Source organism: Amniculibacterium aquaticum (genome assembly GCF_003852705.1).
GTDB lineage: Bacteria > Bacteroidota > Bacteroidia > Flavobacteriales > Weeksellaceae > Amniculibacterium > Amniculibacterium aquaticum.
The window spans coordinates 1-3,817 of sequence record NZ_REFA01000050.1 but is presented as its reverse complement, the minus strand read 5'-3'; the positions used below and the strand labels follow the sequence as shown (position 1 = coordinate 3,817).

The following is a 3,817-nucleotide window of genomic DNA, read 5'->3' as shown; positions in this document are numbered from 1 at the left end:
TAACGGGCAGTTTTGCAAGAGAGCGGAGAGAGTTCTACGTTTGAAATATTTTAGTATATTTGAAAAGCAGTCCTCGCAAGGAAATTTATACTAATAGTCCGCTCCCTCGCAAAGCTGCCAAAATGTTAGCGGTCATTGTAAAACGACACTGCAAAAAAAATCGACAAAACAATCTAAATGAATGAGATTGATAAAATATTAGAAAATTTAAACGAACAACAACGCAAAGCTGTAACTGAAACAGAAGGGTTCGTTCGAGTTATTGCTGGTGCTGGTTCAGGCAAGACAAAAGCTTTGACCTCACGATATGCGTATATTGTTGAAGCTTTAGGTATAAATTCTTCTAATATTTTGTGTGTAACTTTTACTAATAAAGCAGCCCAAGAAATGCGTAAACGTGTTAAAAGGCTTGTTGGTGAAAATTCGGATTTAAGTTATATTACAACCTACCACGGATTTTGTGTTAGAGTTTTGAGAGAAGACATTAATAAAATTCAATATCCTAAAGGTTTTATTATAATGGATGTTGAAGACCAAAAATCAATATTAAGGGAAGTTTTTAACGAACTCGGATTAAATCAAAAGGTTTTTACTTTTAAACAAGTCTTGCGTTTCATTAGTGTTGAAAAATCAAAACTTGATTATTTGTCATACATACTTGAAAACAAAAAACACGACAACGACAGGGAGCTTTACAAAGTGTTTTTCAAATATTTAGAAAAACAACAAAGGAATTATGCCCTTGACTTTGATGATTTACTTAACTACACTTTATACATATTTTCTAAAAACCAAGACGTACTAGAAAAATGGCAAAAGAGATTACATTACATTCAAGTTGATGAAACTCAAGATAGTTCTCAAAAGCAATTTATGTTAATTGAGATGCTTGCCAATTTCCATAAAAATCTCTTTGTAGTTGGTGACCCTGACCAAACTATTTATGAATGGCGTGGTGCAAAACCAGAAATTCTTGTTGATTTCGATAAGCAGTTTCCGACTGCACAAACAATATTAATGAATCAAAATTATCGCTCAACACCTAATATTCTGAATCTTGGAAATCACATAATTAAAAATAATAAAATCCGTGTTGATAAAGATATGTTTACTCTTAACAATGAGGGTATTCAAGTAACTCATTTTCACGCCAAAAATGACTTTGAAGAAGGATTATGGGTGGCTAATGAAATTAAACGGCTTGTTAAAGAAAATAATGCTAAGTATTCTGATTTTGCAGTTTTATATAGAGCAAACTTTGTTTCGAGAATAATTGAACAATCATTGATTAGGGAAAATATTCCTTATTCTGTTTTTGGTGGTATTCGATTTTTTGAAAGAAAGGAAATTAAAGACGTATTATCATATTTAAGATTAGTCGTTTTTGGAGATGATTTTTCTTTTTTACGAGTAATAAATACGCCTTCAAGAGGTCTTGGCAAGAAATTTATTGAAAATCTTTCTAAAATTGCTGAATCTGAAAACAAAACACTTTTAGAATCATTAAGGCTACGCCTTAATGATAAAGAGTTTTCAAAACCAGGTGCAATTGAATTTATAAATTTAATTGACAACTTTTCGAAAAGAAAAGATGAGATAAAAGTTTCAGATTTAGTTAAAGAGATTTTAGACTCTACTGGGCTTAGTGCTTACTATCGGGCGGATGGTGATACTGACAGACTTGAAAATATTAAAGAGCTTCAAACCTCAATAATAGTTCTTGAAAATGATGATGCTGAAAGTCTTTTATTAGAAAATTATCTTCAAGAAATTTCTCTTTACACCGATATGGATATTGAAGATGACAAGAACGAAAGAGTAAAACTAATGACTATTCACACTTCCAAAGGATTGGAATTTCCATATGTGTTTTTATCTGGTTTTTCTGATGGTGTACTGCCAAGTGCAATGTCTATAAAAGAAAGACGAAAAAGAGCATTAGAAGAAGAAAGAAGATTAGCCTATGTGGCAATAACAAGAGCAGAAAAGGCTTTTTATATGACAGAATCAGAAGGCTACAATTTTACGACCGGTATGAATAAATACCCATCAAGATTTTTATTTGAAATAAGCGACAATTTTTTTGTTAGACAAGGAGAATTAAGTCAAGAAATAATTGATGAAGCTAAAGAACATATTAGATTAGAAACAGAGAGGTTAAACAGACAAAAAGAACAGTTTGAAGTAGATGATATTGTTAATCACTCAATTTTTGGGAAAGGAAAAGTAATGACAGTTGACGAAGAAAAAGGAGAATACCAAATCTATTTTGAAGAACGAGATGTTACGAAGCCTATAAATTTTGAATTTCGAGGTTTAACAAAATCAACTGAAATAGAAGAACTTAAAGAGACGTATAATGACGAAAAATAAACAACGAACCGCCAACATCGGTTTTGCAAAATGGCGGGTTCAGTGCTTCTATGACAGTTTAGTGCTAGGTTCAAGTTCAGTTTTTCAATTGAAGTTTTGTTCTGAAAATCCGCCACTTCGCAAAGCCGAGAAACGTTATGCGATATTTTATGAAAACCGTTATTAATAGAACATTTCTGATTTTAATTCTATTTGCAACCATAAATATGTTGTTTGGACAGAATTTTAAATCTAAAATTGACGAAAATATCTATTTAGAAAGGAAAAACAATCTTTATGGAATTGTAGACAGTTTAAATAAAACAATAATTCCTTTCAATTATGATTTTATCGAATATAAAAATTCAGTTTTTATCGTAAGAAAAGGCGACAAAAATGGAATTGTAAATATTGAGAATAGAGAAATTATTCCATTACAATTTAAATACATTCTTCCCAGAGATAATAATCGTTTTATACTTTGGACTAAAAATTCAGAATTCGGCTTAACTGATACTAGTGGAAAAATTATACTTCAAGTAAAATATAAAAGTGTTTCATCAAATAAAAATGATGATTTTTATTTAACAGAAAATAAAAATGGTTATTGTGGAGTTTTCGATATCAACGGCAATATGATTTTTCCTGAAGAATACATTTTTTATACAGAAGATAATTATAAAATTTTTGCAACAAAAAATAATAAACCATTAATTTTAGACCTTTTAAATCCCACAAATACAATTGTTTTAGATGAGAATATTTCATTTGTAAATACAGCAAGACACTTTTCAGTTGACGAAAAATATTATCAAATCATAAAACAAAATAATAAATATGGTTTAATTAATTCTATGAATGAAATTATTATTCCTGTAAAATTTGACAATTTAATTTCATCACAAAATTGGAGATATTTTATAATTGAACAGAATGGTAAAAAAGGCTTAATAAATACCGACAACAAAATAATTAAAGAACCTAAATACGACAAAATACAATTGATGAAAGAATATATCATATTAAAAACAAAGGATAAAAAGGATGAATATTACTCTTATGAATATTAAAAAAACATCGCATAACATGGGTTTTGCAAGATGCGGGGTTGAAGGAAATCTCAGAAAATTTTTAGAAAGTACCCGCAAAAAACTTTTCCATTTTTTAGTTTTTTCGTAATTTTAAAAAATAGAAAAAGTTTTTGCTAGCGTTCGGTTATACTCTCCACTTCCGGTTGCAGTAGCCCGCACCTCGCAAAGCCCTTTCCCGTTGTCCGTAATATTTGAGGAGCGTTATCAAATCGAAGATTTTGAAAATTTGAAAATTTATTGACCTCTACCCTGCTGATTCCTGAATTTTATGCCGAATAATTTCTGCGTGAAAATTTGAAAAATTAAGCTGAATATCTTGCCGAAAATTATCCTGTTGATTTTTGAAAATTGTGCTGAATATCATGCTGAAAATT

2 protein-coding genes are annotated in these 3,817 nt (G+C 29.9%); both read left to right on the top strand.

Annotated elements, in window-relative coordinates:
* Nucleotides 1–177: 177 nt before the first annotated feature.
* Nucleotides 178–2,373: an ATP-dependent helicase gene (locus EIY84_RS11535; protein ID WP_206428209.1), complete on the top strand. Its 2,196-nt coding sequence runs from the start codon at nt 178–180 to the stop codon at nt 2,371–2,373.
* 149 nt (nt 2,374–2,522) lie between these two features.
* Nucleotides 2,523–3,422: a WG repeat-containing protein gene (locus EIY84_RS11525; RefSeq protein ID WP_164472048.1), complete on the top strand. Its 900-nt coding sequence runs from the start codon at nt 2,523–2,525 to the stop codon at nt 3,420–3,422.
* The last annotated feature ends 395 nt before the right edge of the window (nt 3,423–3,817 follow it).

Coding starts and splice junctions, on each gene's coding strand:
- EIY84_RS11525 (WP_164472048.1), top strand. CDS start 2,523: ATGAAAACCGTTATTAATAGAACATTTCTGATTTTAATTCTATTTGCA.
- EIY84_RS11535 (WP_206428209.1), top strand. CDS start 178: ATGAATGAGATTGATAAAATATTAGAAAATTTAAACGAACAACAACGC.